This is a genomic window from Spirosoma flavum (genome assembly GCF_042686045.1).
In the GTDB taxonomy this organism is placed as follows: Bacteria; Bacteroidota; Bacteroidia; order Cytophagales; family Spirosomataceae; genus Spirosoma; species Spirosoma flavum.
The window spans coordinates 744,361-764,589 of the sequence record NZ_JBHUOM010000019.1; the positions used below are offsets into that span (position 1 = coordinate 744,361).

A 20,229-nucleotide genomic window follows, 5' to 3' on the forward strand; every position below is an offset into this window, starting at 1 on the left:
AGCACCATCAGGCAACTCGCTCCAGTTTGATAGGATATGTTTTTTTAGAAGCCCACTGAGCAACGTAAATACTATCATCTTCATCGACTGACACATCGTGCGGATGAAGGAAGACTGAACTACTACGGTCTTTGCGTTGCTCGGCGAGTTTGCCATCCTGATAAATCGGTTCGGAGCCACCGGGCGTTGAAATAACACGGTCATTCTTATCTAAAATTGTGATGTAGCCCGAATCAGGATAGGCATCGGAAGTACTGCGAAACACGGCTGCGTAAATAGTGGACCCATGAATAACCGGACGGCATACGTACGAACCCGGCAAAGCAATAGTAGATACGTATCTTCCATCGAGCGTAAACCGTTTTAGCGCATTATGCCGACGGTCAGTGATAAGCAGCGTTGGGTTAGCAGCCACACGGTGGTCAACTACAATACCGTGGCAGCAATCGAAGGTGTCGTTAGTCTCACCTTTGCCACCCCAATAGCGAATGAGTTTACCCGTTTTGTCATACTGCATCACGTAATTTAACCCGTAACCGTCCGCCACATAAATGTCCCCATTGACGGGATTGATAGCGGATTCAGTTGGTTTGTACTGCGCTGGATAATCATATCTTCCCGTTTCCTTCGGGTACTCTATTTTCATTAATTCGCGGCCTTTCAGATCAGTTTTTATAACCTGATGGCGATCAGTGTCGCAAAGAAGTAAATATTGATCGTTACCCTCTCCACCAAGTGTCAAACCATGCCCACCCGGATAACTGTGTCCCCAGCTTTCGAGTAATTTTCCTGATTTATCGTAAATCAGAATATTGTTTTTTGTCTCGTTCGTCAACAGGATAATTCGTCCTTTGGCATCCTGTACCATTTCATGGCAGTCATTGACGGGATTCTTGCCAGCGTCTAAAACTCCCCAACCCGGTACTACCCGATACTGGAAACCGTTATGTCCCAACACGGTTGGATCAAGTTCACTTTTGCGTGATTGAGCCGATAGTAACGTCGGCACCGTAATACTAGCCGCGCTTACTAACGATGCCTGTCTGATAAATAACCGTCGTGATAAGGAATAGGCCATGAAACGAGTACCAAGTTTCAGAGGAAAAGGAGGAAGTACGCAAGACATACTGTAAATGCAAACCGTACAAATTGTCCCTTTGCCAGAAGAAGCGACCAGATGCCAAACGTTAACTAACATTTGGCATCTGGTCGCTTCTTTTATCTGTTAACTCAGGTTTAGTTTTGATCCTTGACATCACTGCCACCATCTGGTCTGCCCCGGCCATTACGCATATGGCCTTTCATAGATTCGAGTTTGGTAAACTGGTCAGGTGTTAGAATGCCTTTTAGTTTAGCCTTAAAATCATCAGCATTCGCTTTCAGAGATTGTGCTTTCGCCCGATTATCATCGGAACTGGCCTGAATTGCATCTACCTTCTGAGCACGGGCTAATGTTACATCATATACTTTTTGCGACGTAGCCTGATCAAGCCCCAGTTGCTTCGTCATGCGATCAGTCATTTTTTTTGCGCGGGTGGCCGGATCGCCCATTTGCTGCTGCATAGGCCGACTTTTGCCCATCCGGGTATTGGATTGGACAGGCGCGTCGGGCGTTGCCGTTTGTTGAGCTACTAAAGGAAATGAGAACAAAGAGAGCAGTAATCCACTCAGAGCGATTTTCTTAAACATGGTTCTTGGCGGTTAAATCTGAACCTAAGACGATACGACCTGGTCTACGGTTTAACTACCGGGATGAATTTAATTACATATTAATTACCCACTCCTTAGTCAGAGCTTCGTTATCAACCCTGCAATCTGCTCTAACCCGGCTACGTCAATCTCATTGAAGTCGTTTACTAAATCACTATCCACGTCCAGCACCATCGTCACGTTCCCACCACGATCAAACACGGGGATCACTACTTCCGATTTGGAGGCTGAACTACACGCAATATGCCCCGGAAACTGCTCAACGTCTGGCACTAGGATCGTTTCCTGGCGTGTGTATGCGGCCCCACAAACGCCCTTGCCAAACGCAATGCGTGTACAGGCAATTGGCCCCTGAAATGGTCCCAAGACTAATTGATTGGCTTTTTTGAGGTAAAATCCAACCCAGAAAAAACCAAAAGCTTCTTTGAGCGCAGCCGCAATATTGGCCAGATTAGCAATTAGGTCCGGTTCGCCCTCAACAAGCGCAGCTATCTGTGGAATCAGGCTGTCATAAATGGCCTGCCGGTCTGTGGTTTGGGGAAGTGTGAGCGTTTCAGCCATGTTTTCAGCATTCGAATGAACGCTAATTTCGCGTAAAAAACTGAATTAATACAATGCTTACGGTTGTAAACAATGTGCTGGCTCCCACCCGAATTAGCGTTGGAATAATCAGCGTCAGACTGCTGGCTTCGATAAAAAAGAGGGCCGTGTGATGAACCAGAGCTAATATGAACACATATCGAAAAAAGGCACCAATACCTAGTTCCCGCAACGAAAAATCAATTCTTGTCTCTAAACCCGGTACATCAATTTGTGATCGAACAATCAATGGTCGACAATAGGCCATCAGCACCGTAGCGGCTGCATGCATGCCTAATGTATTGTAAAACGTATCGACAATAAGGCCCGTCACGAAGCCAATAAGCAGCAGCCATGTCAGGCTTATTTCATTCGGTAAAAGCAGGATACACGCAATGTAAATGAAGCAGAATGCGTAATCGAACAAAACCAGATTTCGCACCAGCAGGATTTGCAGTGCCAGATACAGCAAAAATAAAAACGACGTGGACAGAATTTCGCGCAGGGTCATTTTATAGTCTTATGGCGTAAGGGGTGAGTGTTAAAGAATACATGAATTACCTGCTTGCTCATTCACGGATGCCTTACGACCCTACACATTGCACCTATTTTTCGTTTTCAATTTGTTTTTCTAACTGCTCCTGCTCGACTTGCAGACGATTTTCAACAACGTACACAAAGGATAGATTGCTGAAATTGGTAGCCAGATTGAGCGTAATATCATGGAACGTCTGGTTCGGCTGAACACCAATCGTACGGACGCGACCAACCAAAATTCCGGGAGGAAAAGTTGAATTAAACTCCGACGTTACCACCGAATCGCCTTTACTAACGGGCTTGTAACGCGAGATATCCATCAGCTTAATTAGATGCGGGTCACCACCGTCCCACCGGGCTGAGCCAATTTCATTCGCTTTTGGCAGTTTCGATGATACTAAAAACTCCGAATGCAAAATGGACGTGACGACCGAAAAATGATGATTGCAAACTCGCACTTTCCCCACCACACCCGTTGGCGATATAACACCCATACCGGGTCTAATGCCATCGTCGGTGCCTTTATCAATTGTGATATAGTTGTTGGCGAACTGCGTTGTGTTATCAACCACTTTGGCTACGGTAAATTTAAACCGGTCGGCAAAAGCAGAATCGGCCCGATACTCTGCTGGAGCCGCTGGTTTGCTTTGGAGCAGTTTAGCCAGTTGCGTATTGAGTAATTGGTTCTCCAGTGCCAGATCGGCATTGACCTGTCGAAGCCTGGCGTATTCATTAGCCGCGTTTGACAATGCCAGTATTTGAGCAGCATACCGATTCGAGGTATTGAAGTAAGTAGCACTCCAGTAATTGCTGGTATTGATGATGAAGTAGAAACAAAGTACTTCCAGCAATACGAATAAAATGAAGTTCCGGCTTCGAACAAAAAAATCAACTAACTCTCCCATGTATATTACCGGATCGCCCGGGCGATCCGGCACTACATTAACTAATTAATACAGATCGGTACATTTCCAGATTCTTGATCACCTCACCCGTCCCTTTCACGACCGCCTTGAGCGGATCATCAGCAACGTGAATCGGCAGCTTGGTTTTAGCGCCCAACCGTTTGTCGAGACCATGTAGAAGAGCCCCACCCCCAGTCAGGTGAATACCATTCGTATAAATATCAGCTGATAATTCCGGTGGCGAAATTTCCAAAGCCTTCATCGTTGCTTCTTCAATCTTGGAGATCGATTTATCGAGCGCGTAGGCAATTTCGCTGTAGGTTACCTTGATTTCCTTCGGAATACCAGTCATCAAATCACGGCCCCGGATTTCGTAATCTGCCGGTGGGTTGTCGAGTTCGGGCAGAGCCGAGCCAACTTCCATCTTAATTTGCTCAGCGGAGCGTTCCCCAATGAGCAAATTGTGTTCCCGACGCATATAATCCACAATGTCGCGGGTGAAAACGTCGCCCGCGATACGAACGGACTGTTCACAAACGATACCGGAAAGCGCAATTACCGCAATCTCCGTTGTACCACCCCCAATGTCAACAATCATTGTACCGTTGGGTTGGGTAATGTCGATACCGATACCAATAGCCGCAGCAATGGGTTCGTGTACCATATAGACTTCCTTGGCTCCCGCATGTTCGCAGGAATCCTTAACGGCTCGTTTTTCTACTTCTGTAATGCCCGATGGTATACAAACGACCATCCGGTGAGAGGGCGCAAACAACTTGTTGCCCGTATCAATCATCTTAATCATACCCCGAATCATCAGTTCGGCGGCTGTAAAATCGGCAATAACGCCATCTTTTAACGGGCGAATCGTCTTAATATTTTCGTTGGTCTTTTCGTGCATTTGCATGGCCTTATGCCCAATGGCCAGCACTTTTCCGGTGAGCTTGTCCATTGCAATAATTGACGGCTCATCTACCACAATCCGATCCTTGTGAATGATCAAGGTATTTGCTGTACCCAGGTCGATAGCAATGTCGCTGGTTAAAAAATTGAAAAGTCCCATTATAGGTTGACGTAGAACGTCTTATTAACAAGTACAGTTTTATTGAATAGTGCACAAAAATATAGATTATTCAAGACAAACAGTGCCTATCCCCCTAATAGAATATTGCTTTTTTTAGATGACAGTAAGTCATATGATACATAGCAAGTAGCGAATGATTCAGTAAATCAATGCTTTCTACTCATCCTTATTCATTCATCATTCATCATTTAAATAAGCCTTACCTTTGTGCCATTATGGGAATTCGTTCAGTCGTAAGTAAGCCATTAGCCAGGTTAATTGTGGAACGACAGCAAGCCTGGATGTATCAACCCGCCGAGGCTCAACAACGCTGGTTTCGGCGATTGATGGATGGTGGCCAGGCTACGGTTTTTGGTAAGGATCATCGCTTTAAAGACGTGCAGACGGTTGAGGAGTTCAGGCAAGCGGTTCCTGTTCGGGATTATGAAGAATTAAAACCGTACATCGAGCAAATTCTGGCGGGTGGAACAGACGTGCTCTGGAAAGGAAAACCCCTATATTTTGCCAAAACCTCTGGCACTACATCCGGCACTAAATACATCCCGATTACCCAGGATTCCATTCCAAATCATATTAATTCTGCCCGCGATGCTTTATTGAATTACATCAATGAAACGGGGAACAGTGCTTTTCTGGACAAGAAATTAATCTTCCTGTCGGGTAGTCCCGAGCTAACCCAGAAAGCAGGAATTAATATAGGGCGGTTGTCAGGCATTGCGAACCACCACGTTCCGGCTTACCTACGCACAAATCAGTTGCCCAGTTATGAAACCAATATCATTGACGATTGGGAAACCAAATTGGAGCGAATCATCGACGAAACGCTGACTCAACCCATGTCGCTCATTTCGGGGATTCCGCCCTGGGTACAGATGTATTTCGACCGGATTCAGGAACGAACCGGTAAATTTATTAAAGACGTTTTTCCCGATTTTTCGGTGTTTGTTTACGGTGGTGTCAACTTCGAACCGTACCGCGCCAAACTATTCGACAGCATCGGCAAACGTGTAGATTCCATTGAGACCTACCCCGCTTCGGAAGGATTTATAGCCTTTCAGGATAGTCAGACGGAGGAAGGTCTATTACTATTGGTAGACAGTGGCATCTTTTTTGAGTTTATCGCTGCTGACGAGTACTTCACTGAAAATCCCCGCCGATTAACCATCAGTGAGGTTGAGTTAGGTAAAAATTACGCCGTTATCATCAGCAACAACGCGGGACTGTGGGGTTATTCGCTTGGTGACACCGTCAAATTTGTATCGCGGGAGCCGTACCGACTTCTGGTGACGGGGCGCATTAAGCACTTTATTTCAGCTTTTGGTGAACATGTCATTGGTGAGGAAGTTGAGAAGGCGTTGAGGGATGCGATGCAGAAACACCCCGAAACAGAAGTTGTGGAATTCACTGTTGCACCCATGGTTAGCCCAAGTGCAGGCTTGCCTTATCACGAGTGGTTGGTTGAGTTCGCAACGCCCCCGCACAACCTGTCAGCTTTCGCCCGTGATGTTGACGAACGTCTGATCGAATTAAACGTGTATTATGCCGACCTTATCACCGGTTCTATCCTGCAACCATTGAAGCTGACGAGCCTACCGCGCGGAGCATTTCAACGATATATGAAATCGCAGGGGAAGTTGGGTGGCCAGAATAAAGTGCCTCGTTTAGCCAACGACCGAAAAATTGCCGAGGGATTATTACAAACGGAACAAACGGTTTAAGAAATGAAGATAACCGTAGAGGATGCGAACAAGTCTAGCCAACAAGTACAGACGACTTGTTAAAAACCGACAGCAGTGCTCTTTATTACATCCGCGCCATCGAAGAAGAACTGAATGTTAAAGTCAATTTTGGCTTGCTAACAATTAAATGACTGATATAAAAAAACGCCATATCGCCATCCTCGGCTCAACCGGTTCTATAGGGACGCAAGCTATTGATGTGATAAAAGCCCACCCCGACCTGTTTCAGGTTGAGGTGCTGACAACTAACAATAATGCCGACTTGCTCATCCAGCAAGCTATCGAGTTGAATCCTAACGTTGTCGTCATCTGCAATGAAGACCGCTACGATCAGGTTTCTTCGGCCCTCGATCCACTTGGCATAAAAGTCTACGCTGGTGCAAAGTCTATTGCGTCGGTTGTACAGATGGATACAATAGATATGGTTTTGACGGCAATGGTTGGCTATGCCGGTCTGCTGCCCACCATCAAGGCAATTGAAGCGGGCAAGTCTATTGCGCTGGCTAACAAAGAAACACTGGTGGTAGCGGGTGAGCTTATAACCCGATTGGCTGCGCAAAAAGGGGTAAACATCTACCCGGTTGATTCAGAGCACTCGGCTATTTTTCAATGCCTTGTCGGTGAGTTTCATAACCCGATTGAAAAAATTATCCTGACAGCATCAGGCGGGCCGTTTCGTGGTAAGACGCAGGATTTCCTAGCAACGGTTACGAAGGCGCAGGCACTTAAGCACCCGAACTGGACAATGGGCGCAAAAATCACGATTGACTCCGCCACCTTGATGAACAAAGGGTTGGAAGTCATCGAAGCAAAGTGGCTATTTAATCTGACAGCCGAGCAGATTGACGTAATCGTTCATCCGCAGAGTATCGTTCATTCGCTGGTGCAATTTGAAGACGGGAGTCTCAAAGCACAAATGGGTTTGCCCGACATGCACCTACCGATTCAGTTCGCACTAGGATATCCTAACCGGCTAAAGTCTACTTTTCCGCGCTTTAACTTTATGGATTATCCGACGCTGACCTTTGAACAGCCGGACTTAAAAACGTTTCGCAACCTTCAGCTCGCCTTCGATGCGCTCAAGCAAGGTGGCAATGCGCCCTGTATCATCAACGCAGCGAACGAAATAGCGGTCGATGCTTTCCTACACGAACAGATCGGGTTTTTGGAAATCTCGGAAATCATTGAGTCGTGCCTGGCAAAAGCAACATTTGTTAAAAGCCCAACCTATAACGACTACGTTGATACCGACGAAGAAACTCGTCGACTGGCTACCGATCGAATTAAAAGTTTGGTTTAGCTGTTTGTATTATATTAGCCACGCTCAACGTTTTCATTCACGTGACTTATTGGATTTGGTTTATTATAGGTAGTATAATTGGCATAATTTTGTTTCGGGCCTTAAGGCAACGGCCTAACTAACAACAGTAGTTATATCCTCCTCAAATTAACATTAACACAACGGTCCGCCGTAGCGGTTCTGAATACATGGAAATTTTAGTAATGGCGGGTCAGCTCATTTTGGGCTTATCCATTCTGGTTGGTTTACACGAGTTAGGTCACCTACTGGCTGCCAAAGCATTCGGCATGCGGGTAGAACAGTATTTTATTGGTTTTCCGCCTAAAGTCTGGAGCATTAAACGGGGCGAAACTGAATATGGCATTGGCGCAATTCCACTCGGCGGTTTCGTAAAAATTTCGGGAATGATCGATGAGTCGCTCGATACAGCCCATACTAATACCGAACCACAGCCGTACGAATTCCGGGCAAAGCCAGCCTGGCAACGGCTAATTGTCATGCTCGGCGGTATCATCGTTAATGTTATTGTCGGCATCCTGATTTTTGTGGTAATAGCATATAAAAATGGCAATGCATATTTAGCTGCTAAAGACGCTAAATATGGTATTGTCGCTTACGATCTGGCTAAAAGTATTGGTTTACGAACGGGTGATAAGATTGTAAAAGTCAACGGAAAAACGATTACAGATTTCAACGAAATTCGCGGTTCCGACGTGTTTTTGGGCAACAATAGCTCTTATACAATTGAACGGAACGGCAAACTGGAAGACATCTTTATTCCCAATGATTTTGTCGATAAACTAGCTGACAAGAAAGCGGCTGGACAGTTTATTGAGCCTATTGAGCCATTTAAAGTTGCTGAGTTAGTACCCGGTCAACCAGCTGGAAAGGCAGGCCTGAAAGCGGGCGATGTGATCACAAGCATCAACGGCAAACCGATTCAATTCTACCATCAGTTTACCGAAGCAGTGAAGCCGTTAAAAAGTAAACCGCTGACTCTGGGTATCAATCGAAACGGGCAACCAACGACGCTTACGATGACAACCACCGCCGATGGTACCATTGGTTTCTATCCTGAATTTTTATTGCCAATCACTAAGCAGGACTACACATTCGGCCAAGCCTTAGGCGTGGGTACAACGAAGGCATTCCAGGTTGTATTCGATAATATCAAAGGGTTCGGCAAGATTTTCCGGGGCGAGGTATCAGCCTCAAAAGCACTAAGTGGCCCCATTGGTATTGCACAGAATCTCTTCGGAGGTGTTTGGGTTTGGGATCGTTTTTGGACTGTTACGGGCTTGCTCTCAATGGCTCTTGCTTTCATGAACGCCCTACCAATTCCAGCTCTCGACGGTGGACACGCTACGATTTTAGGCTACGAAATTATTTCGGGTCGCAAACCTTCCGACCGTTTTCTGGAAGGAGCCCAACGCGTAGGTATGGTGATTCTGCTTGGCTTAATGGCTTTCGCCATATTCAACGACGTTTTTAAAGCTGTTTTTTAATACCTTTTTTTGCGCAGAACAAGAAGAGGGTTCGCAGAGAAAAAGGAACTCTTCCTTAGCTCTGCGAACCCTCTTCTTGTTCGGGATTTATGATCAATTTACTAGTTCGGGTGGGCCTTCTAATCACGCTGGCGGGTCTATTGTCGGCCAGTCGGTCCGCACACGATTTCCACGCCAGCGTAACGCAAATGCAGTACGACCCGAAAGAACGGACCTTTGAGATCAGTATTCGGATATTCACAGATGATTTTGAAAAGGCTCTTGCAGAAGCGTCGAAGAGCAAAGTAAATCTAAATGCTACCGGGAAGAATGATCCATTGATCGAAAAATACATCCAGTCTCACTTCGGATATGTAAATGCGCAGAAGCAGGCCAAACCCATTAAATACGTAGGCTACGAGGTCGAAACCGATGCTCACTGGATCTATCTGGAAATGCCTTATATTGAGCCATTCCGGGGCGGTTCACTAAAGCAAAATGTATTAATGGAATTATTTGACGACCAAGTTAATATGGTTAATGTCCAATATCAGGGTCAGAAAAAAACGTTTGTCTTCCGCAAAAACCAGTCCATTCAGGACATTTCGGTCAATTAATAAATTTATGGGTCACTAAGCCCCCTAATTAGTTAATTTTGTACTTGTAACGAAGTGGTCCGCCACTTCGTCATGTAATTAGTGACTGGCACGGGCCTTGCACCTACCCCACTTACCTTGTCTTTCCTATACTTTAGGCACCAAATATTCAATGCTGCCAAGCTGGCAGTGTACTTATGCATTCAGACCAAGAATTAACTACCCGTTTGTTGATGACCGATTTCGATTCGGACAATTTAGAAATTGTGCCACTTGGGTCGCCAGAGGGGTTAGATGATGATTACGAATTGCCAGCCAACCTTCCGATTTTACCAGTTCGAAATACAGTATTGTTTCCGGGTATGGTTATACCCGTAACGGTTGGGCGGTCGAAGTCAATTAGATTAGTTAAGAAGGCATACAAAGGCAACCGTATTATTGGTGTATCGGCGCAGTTAAATCAGCAGAAAGATGAACCCACTGCCGACGACCTCTATCGATTTGGCACAATAGCCTATATTATCAAGATGATTACACTGCCTGATGGTAATATCACCATTATCATTCAGGGCAAGAAACGCTTCGAAATCCAACAGATTATTCAGGAAGAGCCTTTCATGACGGCACAGGTACGCCAAATTGATGACTCCTTCCAGAACGTGAACAAAAAGGAAGGAAAAGCCCTTCTCCAATCGTTGAAAGATGCAGCGTATAAGATGCTGCGACTAAATCCAGAAATCCCACAAGAGGCCCGCATCGCCCTCGACAATATAGAAAGTCCAACATTTTTGCTGCACTTCCTATCTTCTAATGTTAATGCCGATGTAGCTGATAAACAGCGCCTTTTAGAAACACTTGAAGGAAACCAGCAGGCTAGTTTATTGCTTGAGTTCATGCTCCGAGAGGTGCAGTTGCTCGAACTCAAACGCGAAATCCAGTCTAAAGCTTCATCAGACCTCGACCAGCAGCAACGCGATTACTACCTGCGTCAGCAGATGAAAGTTTTGCAGGATGAGTTGGGTATCGAGAATCCTGACCGTGAGATTGATGATTTGCGTATTAAAGCTGACCGTAAAAAGTGGCCATCCGACGTACGGTCACACTTCGACAAGGAACTTACTAAGTTGCAGCGTATCAACCCAATGGCACCGGAATATCCGGTTACAATGAACTACGTTGAGTTAATGGTTGATCTTCCCTGGAATGAATACACGAAGGATAATTTTGACCTGAAGCGAGCACAGAAGATTCTGGATGCTGACCACTTCGGATTGGAAAAAGTGAAAGAACGGATTATTGAATACCTCGCCGTTCTGAAACTAAAAAACGACATGAAAGCCCCAATCCTGTGTCTTTACGGCCCACCGGGCGTGGGTAAGACCTCGCTGGGGAAATCGGTGGCGAAGGCCCTTGGTCGGAAATACAGCCGGATGGCTTTGGGTGGTGTGCATGACGAGGCCGAAATTCGCGGTCACCGGAAAACGTACATCGGGGCCATGCCAGGAAAAATTATTCAGAATATTCGCAAGTGCGGAACCGCTAATCCAGTGTTTATTCTGGACGAAATTGATAAGGTTAGTTCTGATTACCGGGGTGATCCATCGTCGGCTTTACTTGAGGTACTGGACCCTGAACAGAATTCGACGTTCATGGATAATTACCTCGAAACAGAGTTTGATCTCTCGCGGGTGTTGTTCATCGCAACAGCCAACTCGCTCGATACTATTCACCCCGCCCTGCGCGACCGAATGGAAATTATCGATATTGCGGGCTATACCGTTGAAGAGAAAGTTCAGATTGCAAAGAAGTATCTGGTTCCGAAACAACGTAGAGATCACGGCTTAAAACCTAAAGATTTGCTGATTGACGACAAAGCCATTCTGCGGATTATTGAAGGTTACACCCGCGAATCGGGCGTTCGGAATCTGGAACAGAAAATTGGTGCTTTAATTCGGAAAATTGCCAAATCCATCGCGATGGAAGAGGAATACAACCACACGATTAAAGCAATTGATATTCCCAAAATGCTGGGTGCTGAAATCTTCGACAAAGAACTCTATGCCGATGATGATCTGGCTGGCATTGTAACGGGGTTGGCTTGGACACAGGTTGGAGGTGAAATTCTGCTTATCGAATCGAGCTTGAGTCGGGGTAAGGGTGTACTTACCTTATCGGGTCAACTCGGTGATGTGATGAAGGAATCAGCTGTTACGGCCCTCTCCTATCTGAAAGCTCATGCGGATGACCTGGACATAGATTACCGAATTTTCAGTCATTACGATCTGCATATTCATATTCCGGCTGGTGCTGTCCCGAAAGATGGCCCTTCGGCGGGAATTACAATGCTTACCTCAATGACCTCTATTTACACGCAACGTAAGGTTAAACCTTATCTGGCTATGACTGGCGAGGTGACATTACGCGGTAAAGTATTGCCAGTGGGCGGGATTAAAGAGAAAATTCTGGCGGCAAACCGAGCCGGTATCAAAGAGCTTATCCTATGCTCGAAGAACCGGAAGGACATTGAAGAAATTAATCAGTCTTACATTAAAGAATTAGTTTTTTATTACGTTGATACGGTTGATCAGGTATTAAACATCGCCCTATTGCCGGGAAAAGTTGGTAAGCCAATGAAGTTTATTCTGCCCGAAGACAAAGAGCAGCGCGAGATAGAGAAAGTGTATTAATTTTTGATTGTATAGACAGGAACGCGGGTCGAACCGATTAGGCAGGTTTTATAGGGATAAATAATATTTTAAAATCCGTATAAACCCGCCTAATCGGTTCGACCCGCGTTCCTATCTTTATACCGTGCTTGATTTTCAAAAACTCTCTGCTACTTATCATCAGGCTCTGCTCCGACAGGTCGTACCATTTTGGCTAAAAAATAGCCGTGATGAACGATATGGAGGCTATTTCGATCTATTATCAACAACAGGTGATATTATCGAAGGTGATAAGTTTGTTGCAATGCAGGCCCAGCAAGTATGGTCTTTTGCTTGGTTGTACAATACGTTCGACGGTCAACCCACCTGGCTTGAACACGCCAGGCACGGTGCTGTTTTCCTAAATAAGTTTGCCCACGCAGACACACTGGCTTGTTATGCACAACTCGATCGACTGGGTCATCCGGTTGCGCCTTCTTACACTAGTATAGCTGATAGTATTACGGCTATGGCCTATGTTCAGGTTCATCGCGCTACCGGAGAGGATGAATGGGCAATGCTAGCCAAACAAGTTTTTTCAATTCTACTCCAGCGCCGTGTCGTCGTTCGCACTGAACAAGCGACCACGATTGGTGGCTTCCGGCACCTTCAGCATCTGAGCGAAGCGGTGGCTATCCTAAAAATGGTGCAGGAGATTAAACCCTTACTGGATGAGGAAACGTGGAGACAAAACGTCGATCTGGCTTTGCAGGATATCCTATATGAGTTCATGGACCGTCGCACAGATACCATTCGAGAATACGTCTTACCAGAAGGTGCCTTTGCCAATACGCCAGAAGGTAGGCGATTGAATGTCGGCTTGACATTTCAGACGGCCAACTACTTACTGGATTTTTACGCCGAAAGTGCCTCACTCAAAAGTGGATTGACCATTAATAACAATCGTAAATTGGGTGTGCAGGTGGTTACATGGTGTCTACGTCTATGCGAGCAAGCATGGGACGAAACCAATGCCGGTTTAAATCAGTATGTTGACTTAAAACAGCAGCCCTTTATCTTCCCGGATTGGCAACAGAAATGGGCCTGGGTTCAGGTTGAAGCACTTTCGGCTCTTATAAAAGGGTATGTTTATACCCGCAACCCCGATTGTCTGAAATGGTTTAAGCGCATTCACGACTACACGTTCCAACACTTTCCTGACTCAAAACAACCGGGTTGGAATTTGGTTATTGACCAACATGTACAACCCATACTGTCAGCTAAAGCCATTCCTACGGTGGGTTGTTTTTCACTTATCCGGTGTTTAGCCGAAACGGGACAGTTACTTGCTAAATGCGGCCCATTGTATCAAAAGGAGCAAAGTGGGCGAACAGGTATGCCACTCAATTCATAACGTCTATTTTTGAGACTGGCTAAATCCGTCGATTGCTCCACGAACATTACCAAACTGCTTGAGTAATGCCTCGGCTTCCTCCCTATCAACCCCAATTTCGCTCATTACCATTTTAGCGGCCCGATCCTGTAATTTGATATTCGTCAATTGCATATCGACCATTTTATTGCCCTTTACACGTCCCAACTGAATCATCACCGAAGTTGAAATCATATTTAGAACAAGTTTCTGAGCAGTTCCGGCTTTCATTCGCGTACTTCCGGTAACGAACTCAGGTCCAACCACCACCTCTACAGGAAATTCAGCCGCCTGCGCCACCGCCGACCCGGCATTACAAACGATGCAACCCGTTAGTAGGCCAGCTTTCCGGGCCTCCTGCAAACCCCCGATAACGTAAGGTGTTCGCCCCGATGCAGCAATGCCAATAACTGTGTCATGCTCATCCGGCTGATAAGGCGCTATGTCTTTCCACGCTTGTTCGGCATCGTCCTCCGCGAATTCAACCGCTTTTCGAATAGCGCCGTCGCCACCAGCCATTAGACCAATGACCAAATCAGGCGGAACCCCGTAGGTAGGTGGACACTCCGAGGCATCGACTACGCCCAGCCGACCACTGGTACCAGCACCAATGTAAATAAGCCGTCCTCCTTCGCGCATGCGGTCAACAATCTGCGAAACTAAGGCGTCAATTTGCGGAATAGCTTGCTCAACTGCCAAGGGCACCGTCTTATCTTCGTTATTAATATTTGTCAGTAAGTCGTGAACTGACATTTGCTCCAAATGATCGTAATGGGAAGTTGTTTCCGTTGTCATACCCCAAAAGTAATACAGACCAATTTTAAGGAACAAATAATCTGTTTTTTCTTGCCTTTCCCGATAACATCAACTTTATTTACGGCGTTATTACACTATCAGCGAAATTTCGCTAAATGTTAATTATGCTTACCGATCAATCTACGACTGAATTAAATCGCTTTAGCCGCACCTTAACCCAGGAAATCAGTAATCCAGCCGCCAAAGCTATGCTGTATGGCATCGGCCTAACGGAAGCCGATATGCAGAAGCCGCAGATTGGCATTGCCAGTACGGGCTATGAGGGAAATACCTGCAACATGCACCTGAATGGACTTTCGGTATATGTGAAGCAGGGCATTCAGGCAAGCGGTTTAGTTGGATTGATTTTTAATACAATTGGCGTATCTGATGGGATGACAAACGGTAACGACGGTATGCGTTACTCTTTGCCCAGCCGTGACCTGATTGCTGACTCTATCGAATCGGTCGTAGCGGCTCAGTGGTACGATGGCGTTGTAACGGTAGTTGGCTGTGACAAGAATATGCCGGGTGCTATAATGGCTATGGCTCGCCTTGACCGGCCAGGTATTATGGTGTACGGTGGCACGATTCGTTCAGGACATTATAAAGGACAGAAATTAGACATCGTTTCGGCCTTTGAAGCACTTGGTAAAAAATACGCCGGTAATATTTCCGACGAAGATTACGAAGGTGTTATCCGAAACTCTATTCCGGGCGCGGGTGCCTGTGGCGGCATGTATACAGCTAACACGATGGCCAGCAGCATTGAAGCCATGGGGTTAAGTTTGCCGTTCAGCAGTAGCTACCCAGCTACGCACATAGGCAAGCAGGAAGAGTGCAAGAAAATTGGGGCAGCTATGCGAATATTGCTGGAACGTAATATTATCCCTGCTGATATTATTACACGAAAATCGCTCGAGAACGCGCTGACCGTTGTTATGGCACTTGGTGGCTCAACTAATGCGGTACTGCATTATCTGGCTATTGCACGGGCGGCTGGTATTCCGTTGACACTCGATGAAATTCAGGCTGTTAGTGACCGGGTACCTTTTCTGGCCGATTTGAAGCCAAGCGGCAAGTATTACATGGAGGATATGCTCGAGATTGGGGGCGTACCAGCCGTAATGAAATATCTTTACCAAAATGGGCTTCTTCATGGTGATTGCATGACTGTCACCGGAAAAACTATCGCCGAAAATCTGGCCGATGCCCCTGATCTGAATTTTGAAAAACAACAAATCGTACATCCGTTAAGCAACCCAATTAAGAAAACGGGCCACATTCAAATTCTTCGTGGCAACCTTGCGCCAACGGGATCTGTTGCTAAGATTACAGGGAAAGAAGGGTTACAATTCGATGGTATTGCGAAAGTCTGTGAGCACGAAGGTGAAGTCATCGATGCACTCCAAAAAGGCGAAATTCTGCCGGGTCAGGTAATCGTTATTCGCAATGCTGGCCCCAAAGGTGGCCCCGGTATGAGTGAGATGCTGAAACCAACCTCAGCGATCATGGGCGCGGGCCTCGGCGATAAAGTAGCTTTAATCACTGACGGTCGATTCTCGGGTGGTACTCACGGCTTCGTGGTTGGACACATTACGCCCGAAGCCTTCGACGGTGGTCCAATTGCGCTCGTCCACAATGGTGACCGCATCACCATCGATGCAACAACTCGCCAACTAACGCTGCACATTTCGGATGAAGAAATGGCGTATCGCAAAAGTGAATGGAAGCAATCTGCTCCTCCGTTCACCAAAGGTGTACTAGGCAAATATATTCGGAGCGTAAAATCAGCGAGTGAAGGATGCGTCACAGACGAAGCGTACTAACAAACGGGTAATTCGTTAGTGAAACGTTTGAGCACGTCAATCTGATAACCAGTAACACACAACAAACTAAAACGATCTTATAATCGATCACACGGTATGGAAGCAATTGCCAGCGTATCACCGGAAATCCTAGAAATACCAGCGGCCTCTGCCTATATCAACGGCTCACACGCGCTGATGAAAGCCCTGCTTGCCGAACGTGTGGATACTATTTTTGGCTATCCCGGCGGAGCTATCATGCCCGTCTACGACGCTCTTTATGACTATCAGGATCAGATAAATCACATTCTGGTACGGCACGAGCAGGGCGCTGGCCACGCGGCACAGGGGTACGCTCGCGTAACGGGCCGGGCGGGTATCTGCCTTGTTACATCAGGTCCGGGAGCAACAAACCTTGTCACGTCAATTGCCGATGCCCTGATTGACTCCACACCAATGGTTTGCATTGTGGGGCAGGTTGCTAAAAAACTGCTAGGAACTGATGCGTTTCAGGAAGCTGATGTAATGGGCGTCACGATGCCAATTACCAAGTGGAATTACCAGATAACGGATGCGGATGAAGTTCCCGAAATACTGGCTAAAGCGTTCTATATTGCCCAGTCGGGCCGACCAGGACCCGTCCTGATCGACATGACTAAAAGTGCACAAATAGAGCTAATGACGAAGCCTTTTGTGTACGAACGCTGCCAAAGTCTGGTGAGTTATCGACCACGTCGGGTGCCAAAGCAAGAACAAGTTGAAGCAGCCGCCAAGTTGATTAATTCGGCCAAACGCCCTTATGTACTTGTTGGACATGGCGTTCAAATTGCCAAAGCCGAAGAGGAACTACGCCTTTTTATCGAAAAGACCGGAATACCCGTCGCGACAACACTACTGGGCCAGTCAACTATCCCAACAAACCATCCGCTTTATGTAGGCTGGCTGGGTATGCATGGTAACTACGGGTCTAATGTTATGACCGATCATGCTGACGTAATTATCGCTATCGGTATGCGTTTCGACGACCGCGTTACGGGTGATGCCAGCAAATACATCAAACAGGCTAAAGTTATTCATATAGAGATTGACCCATCGGAGATTGACAAAATCATTCGGGCCGATGCGCCAGTTGTGGGTGATGCCAAAGAAGCACTCAATGCTTTATTGCCACTCGTGAAGCCCAACGATCACACAGTTTGGCGTAACGAGTTTCGGAAATACGATGCCATCGAGAACGAGACCATTACGGTTCCTGAATTGACCACTAAAGAGGGCAAGATCAGAATGGCCGAAGTGATTGATATGCTGTCAAAAAAGACCAAGGGCGAAGCTATTTTGGTAACGGACGTGGGCCAGCATCAGATGATGGCCTCCCGCTATTATCAATTCCGCCGGCCAAACAGCTTAGTCACATCAGGTGGTATGGGAACGATGGGTTTTGCCCTACCAGCCGCCTTCGGTGCGCAGGTTGGCGCGCCAGACCGTCAGGTGGTAGCTATTATTGGCGACGGTTGTTTTCAAATGACCTTGCAGGAACTTGGTACTATCGTGCAGAATAAACAGCCGGTCAAGGCGATTATCCTGAATAATAACTTTCTGGGTATGGTACGTCAGTGGCAACAATTATTTCATCAACGGCGCTATTCGTTCGTGGAGTTGCAAAATCCTGATTTCATCACAATAGCGCGAGGCTTTGGCATGGATGGACAAACCTGCAATGAACGGGATAATCTTTCAGACGCACTCGACACGATGTTGGCTCATGAAGGACCATTTCTGCTCGAAGTAATTGTTGAAAATGAAGAGAATGTATTTCCAATGGTGCCAGCCGGGGCAAGTGTTTCGCAGATTAGACTCAAATAAACACCCCGAACGATGACTACCTACACTATCTGCATATTCACCGAAAACAGTATCGGGCTGCTTAACCGCATTACGATAATCTTTACACGCCGACGAGTCAATATCGAGAGTTTGACCGTGTCAGAAACGGAACGCAAAGGGGTATCCCGGTTCACGATTGTCATTAAGCACGAATCACGTGAGGATGTCGAAAAACTTGTTCGTCAGATTCGTAAAATCGTAGAAGTGATGGCCGTATTTGGCTACCTCAACGATGAGATTGTTTATAATGAAATTGCGTTATTCAAGGTTTCGACACCGTTGGGCAGTAAATCGCTAGATGTTGAAACCATTAATAAGGAGTATAAAGCCTGGGTTGTTTACTGGGGTTTAGACTACGTCGTTATTGAGAAAACCGGCAACGATACCGATATTTTCGAGTTTTTCGCTTACATAAAACAGTACGAAATTCTGGAATTTGTCCGCTCTGGCCGCGTGGCGGTTGGCAAGACGGAAAAGGGCTTGGTCGAATACCTTCCCGAGTCGGAATGGGCTTACTATCTGTAACCAATAATAAACCTAAAATACGAGTACAAAAACCAATTAAACATGGCAACGATTAATTTCGGAGGAGTTGAAGAACAGGTTGTAACGCGGGAAGAATTTCCGTTAGAAAAAGCCCGCGAAGTGCTGGCAAATGAAACAATTGCCGTTATCGGCTATGGTGTACAAGGCCCAGGTCAGTCGCTGAACATGCGCGACAATGGCTTTAATGTCATTGTTGGACAGCGTAAAGGTAAAACGTTCGACAAGGCTATTTCCGATGGATGGGTACCAGGCGAAACATTGTTTGAAATTGAAGAAGCGTTAGAAAAAGGTACTATTATCTGCTTCCTGCTCTCCGATGCTGCTCAGATTGAGCTTTGGCCAACCGTGAAAGCTGCTCTTAAACCCGGCAAGTCATTGTACTTCTCTCATGGCTTTGGCATAACCTATAAAGACAAAACAGGTATTATTCCTCCAGCTGATGTAGATGTATTCCTTGTTGCCCCTAAAGGCTCGGGCACGTCACTTCGTCGGTTATTTGTCGAAGGTAAAGGACTGAATTCCAGCTTTGCTATTTATCAGGACGCTACTGGTCAGGCACGCACAAAAGCGATTGCCATGGGCATTGGCGTAGGTTCGGGTTATCTGTTCGAGACTGATTTCTACAAAGAAGTAACCTCCGATTTGACTGGCGAACGTGGTACATTGATGGGCGCTATTCAGGGCATTTTTGCCGCCCAGTACGATGTGCTACGCGCTAATGGCCACAGCCCGTCAGAAGCGTTCAACGAAACCGTTGAAGAGTTGACGCAGTCGCTCATGCCACTCGTAGCCGAAAATGGTATGGATTGGATGTATGCCAACTGTTCAACTACAGCTCAACGTGGTGCGCTTGATTGGTGGAAGCCGTTCCGCGATGCAACCAAGCCCGTTTTTGAGCAACTTTACAAGTCGGTGAAAGATGGTGAGCAGGCCAATATCTCCATTACCCGCAACTCACAACCCGATTACCGTGAGAAACTCGAAGTGGAATTGACCGAACTCCGGGAGTCAGAGATATGGCAGGCTGGTAAGGCTGTTAGATCACTACGCCCAGAGCGGACCTAAAACCTGAGGAGAATGTGGATTGAGCAGGTGTGTTAAAGTAAACCGTTTTTTTTACTTGTGTTAGCCCGTTACATCCGCTCAATCCGCATTCTCATTCCTTAGTTTGCGTAACTTTACAAC

17 protein-coding genes are annotated in these 20,229 nt (G+C 46.4%); 10 read left to right on the forward strand and 7 right to left on the reverse strand.

What is annotated here, in order from left to right:
- Positions 1-7 precede the first annotated feature (7 nt).
- From ACFS25_RS20025 to ACFS25_RS20050, 6 genes are all read right to left on the reverse strand, one after another.
- Entirely contained in the window at positions 8-1,078 is a 1,071-nt protein-coding gene (locus ACFS25_RS20025) for an NHL repeat-containing protein (RefSeq protein ID WP_381504509.1), read from the reverse strand.
- Between the two features lie 158 nt (positions 1,079-1,236).
- Positions 1,237-1,689 (reverse strand): DUF4890 domain-containing protein, encoded by a 453-nt coding sequence (locus ACFS25_RS20030; protein WP_381504511.1) that lies wholly within the window; start codon positions 1,687-1,689, stop codon positions 1,237-1,239.
- 99 nt (positions 1,690-1,788) lie between these two features.
- On the reverse strand, positions 1,789-2,271 hold the full coding sequence (locus tag ACFS25_RS20035) for a GAF domain-containing protein (RefSeq protein WP_381504513.1): 483 nt from the start codon (positions 2,269-2,271) through the stop codon (positions 1,789-1,791).
- Positions 2,272-2,293: 22 nt separating this feature from the next.
- Entirely contained in the window at positions 2,294-2,800 is a 507-nt protein-coding gene (locus ACFS25_RS20040) for a hypothetical protein (protein WP_381504515.1), read from the reverse strand.
- A 94-nt stretch (positions 2,801-2,894) separates the two neighbouring features.
- Entirely contained in the window at positions 2,895-3,731 is an 837-nt protein-coding gene (mreC, locus tag ACFS25_RS20045; RefSeq protein ID WP_381504516.1) for a rod shape-determining protein MreC, read from the reverse strand.
- Positions 3,732-3,768: 37 nt separating this feature from the next.
- A complete protein-coding gene (locus tag ACFS25_RS20050) occupies positions 3,769-4,794 on the reverse strand; it encodes a rod shape-determining protein (protein ID WP_381504517.1) in 1,026 nt (341 codons plus the stop codon).
- A 236-nt stretch (positions 4,795-5,030) separates the two neighbouring features.
- Here ACFS25_RS20050 and ACFS25_RS20055 point away from each other — a divergent pair, with 236 nt between their 5' ends.
- From ACFS25_RS20055 to ACFS25_RS20080, 6 genes are all read left to right on the forward strand, one after another.
- On the forward strand, positions 5,031-6,533 hold the full coding sequence (locus tag ACFS25_RS20055) for a GH3 auxin-responsive promoter family protein (RefSeq protein ID WP_381504519.1): 1,503 nt from the start codon (positions 5,031-5,033) through the stop codon (positions 6,531-6,533).
- A 148-nt stretch (positions 6,534-6,681) separates the two neighbouring features.
- Positions 6,682-7,854, forward strand: a complete 1,173-nt coding sequence (locus tag ACFS25_RS20060; RefSeq protein WP_381504521.1) for a 1-deoxy-D-xylulose-5-phosphate reductoisomerase — start codon at positions 6,682-6,684, stop codon at positions 7,852-7,854.
- A 188-nt stretch (positions 7,855-8,042) separates the two neighbouring features.
- A complete protein-coding gene (rseP, locus tag ACFS25_RS20065; RefSeq protein WP_381504523.1) occupies positions 8,043-9,359 on the forward strand; it encodes an RIP metalloprotease RseP in 1,317 nt (438 codons plus the stop codon).
- 89 nt (positions 9,360-9,448) lie between these two features.
- A complete protein-coding gene (locus tag ACFS25_RS20070) occupies positions 9,449-9,955 on the forward strand; it encodes a DUF6702 family protein (protein WP_381504525.1) in 507 nt (168 codons plus the stop codon).
- A gap of 176 nt (positions 9,956-10,131) precedes the next feature.
- Entirely contained in the window at positions 10,132-12,621 is a 2,490-nt protein-coding gene (gene lon / locus ACFS25_RS20075; RefSeq protein ID WP_381504526.1) for an endopeptidase La, read from the forward strand.
- Between the two features lie 124 nt (positions 12,622-12,745).
- The gene (locus tag ACFS25_RS20080) at positions 12,746-13,993 is read left to right on the forward strand and encodes an AGE family epimerase/isomerase (protein WP_381504528.1); all 1,248 of its coding nucleotides are present in this window, start codon (positions 12,746-12,748) and stop codon (positions 13,991-13,993) included.
- Positions 13,994-13,996: 3 nt separating this feature from the next.
- Here the strand turns inward: ACFS25_RS20080 and murQ are convergent, their stop codons facing one another.
- Positions 13,997-14,806, reverse strand: coding sequence for an N-acetylmuramic acid 6-phosphate etherase (gene murQ / locus ACFS25_RS20085; RefSeq protein ID WP_381504530.1), 810 nt, complete (start codon positions 14,804-14,806; stop codon positions 13,997-13,999).
- A gap of 125 nt (positions 14,807-14,931) precedes the next feature.
- On the opposite strand from murQ, the gene ilvD reads away from it, so the two are divergent.
- The 4 genes from ilvD (at position 14,932) to ilvC (ending at position 20,109) form a co-directional block, all read left to right on the forward strand.
- Positions 14,932-16,635, forward strand: a complete 1,704-nt coding sequence (ilvD, locus tag ACFS25_RS20090) for a dihydroxy-acid dehydratase (RefSeq protein ID WP_381504533.1) — start codon at positions 14,932-14,934, stop codon at positions 16,633-16,635.
- Between the two features lie 96 nt (positions 16,636-16,731).
- A complete protein-coding gene (gene ilvB / locus ACFS25_RS20095) occupies positions 16,732-18,477 on the forward strand; it encodes a biosynthetic-type acetolactate synthase large subunit (protein ID WP_381504535.1) in 1,746 nt (581 codons plus the stop codon).
- A gap of 12 nt (positions 18,478-18,489) precedes the next feature.
- Complete coding sequence (ilvN, locus tag ACFS25_RS20100) at positions 18,490-19,023, forward strand: acetolactate synthase small subunit (RefSeq protein WP_381504537.1); 534 nt, start codon at positions 18,490-18,492, stop codon at positions 19,021-19,023.
- 42 nt (positions 19,024-19,065) lie between these two features.
- Positions 19,066-20,109, forward strand: a complete 1,044-nt coding sequence (gene ilvC / locus ACFS25_RS20105) for a ketol-acid reductoisomerase (RefSeq protein ID WP_381504539.1) — start codon at positions 19,066-19,068, stop codon at positions 20,107-20,109.
- The last annotated feature ends 120 nt before the right edge of the window (positions 20,110-20,229 follow it).